1 protein-coding gene and 1 pseudogene are annotated in these 1217 nt (G+C 34.9%); both read right to left on the bottom strand.

Annotated elements, in window-relative coordinates; genetic code table 11:
- A partial coding sequence (locus ACFINC_RS09570) for a hypothetical protein (RefSeq protein ID WP_375617060.1) occupies positions 1 to 266 on the bottom strand: 266 nt, incomplete at its 3' end.
- A gap of 285 nt (positions 267 to 551) precedes the next feature.
- Positions 552 to 1217 (bottom strand): annotated as a pseudogene (locus ACFINC_RS09565) (hypothetical protein); the annotation flags it as partial.

The following is a 1217-nucleotide window of genomic DNA, read 5'->3' as shown; positions in this document are numbered from 1 at the left end:
TCTATCAAAGGTTCACAACTCAATACACTTCTTGGCAAATCGCCACCGTAAACCCAAGCTTTCACTTGCGCCTTGGTACTGTAATCAACTCTTTCAGGCATCTCTTGATACTGACCACCATCGAATTCCTCATATTCTCTTGATCCATCATCATATTCGTAAAGGTTGTAAAAATACTCTGCCACCCCTAATCCCCATGGTGCGTGCCCTCTTGCCATTGCAATAAATTTTTTTTGTATAGGCTGTTTACGTTTTCTTAAAAACATCTGGTTTAATATCCCCTATCTAAATCCATAACTTTACCAATGGGTTTATTTGCCTCAAAATGGACTGTACAGAAGCATTTTAATTTCAATGTGGTTTTTATCACAAAATCTTTAAATCGCTCTGTACGGTGCCTTTCTGTCGATTTAAACGCATGTCTAAGCCAATATGAATACCAAACTTCACTACTTTGCTGTTTTTTCCAATGCTTTTGAATACGATTTCATTATCTAGCAAATAAACTAATAGCCTCTCTACTCCTGATGCATTCTGATCCATACGTGTCTTTAAGCGTAAATCGCTGTTAGGGGTATGCTAAATCTTTCTGACAGTCTGTTTGAAAAGATGTTTGACGGTGGTTTATAACATGCGCTTTCATATAGTTTTTTCACTTCTGATTTTACGTGTTTCTTAGTTACCAATCCATATTTTGGATGCGTAATCCAATTATCCCAAGCGCTTTGCCAATCGCGTTCATTTGCATTTCGACATGGATTGGTTTTTGAAAAGCGTACAAATTTTTCAAATTCTGATAAGGCTTCATCATGCGTTAATCCTTGTTCAATTGCGTATTGAAAATCAGGTTTGAAATCTTCTAGTATTCTTTTAACTTCTTGTTTTTCCCTTATTTCCTTGGTTTCTTCAAAAAAGTTTGCTTTCTCTGGAAAATAAGCAGGCATTATCTTGTCAACGATTTCTGAAAGTTGTTTACCAACCTTTTTACCTTTTCGTGAAGGCAATTTCTCAATCATCGCTTCGTCAATTTGCCATCGGTTGTTAGCTTCATTGGAAAGATTAATATTTTGCTCGTGAATGATTGGTTGTTTGGTTTCTATCGTTTTGATTTGTTCTGATTGAACATCATCACACTCGATTGCCTTTTCAACAAAATCGTTTGTTTCTAAATTTTCAAAATCAATTTCTCTTTTTGATAAAATAATATTTTTATTTTT

The sequence above is a fragment of the Bartonella sp. AP58NXGY genome (assembly GCF_042195785.1).
In the GTDB taxonomy this organism is placed as follows: domain Bacteria; phylum Pseudomonadota; class Alphaproteobacteria; order Rhizobiales; family Rhizobiaceae; genus Bartonella.
Note: the sequence above shows the minus strand (reverse complement) of the source record. Positions and strands in the feature narration are given on the sequence as shown.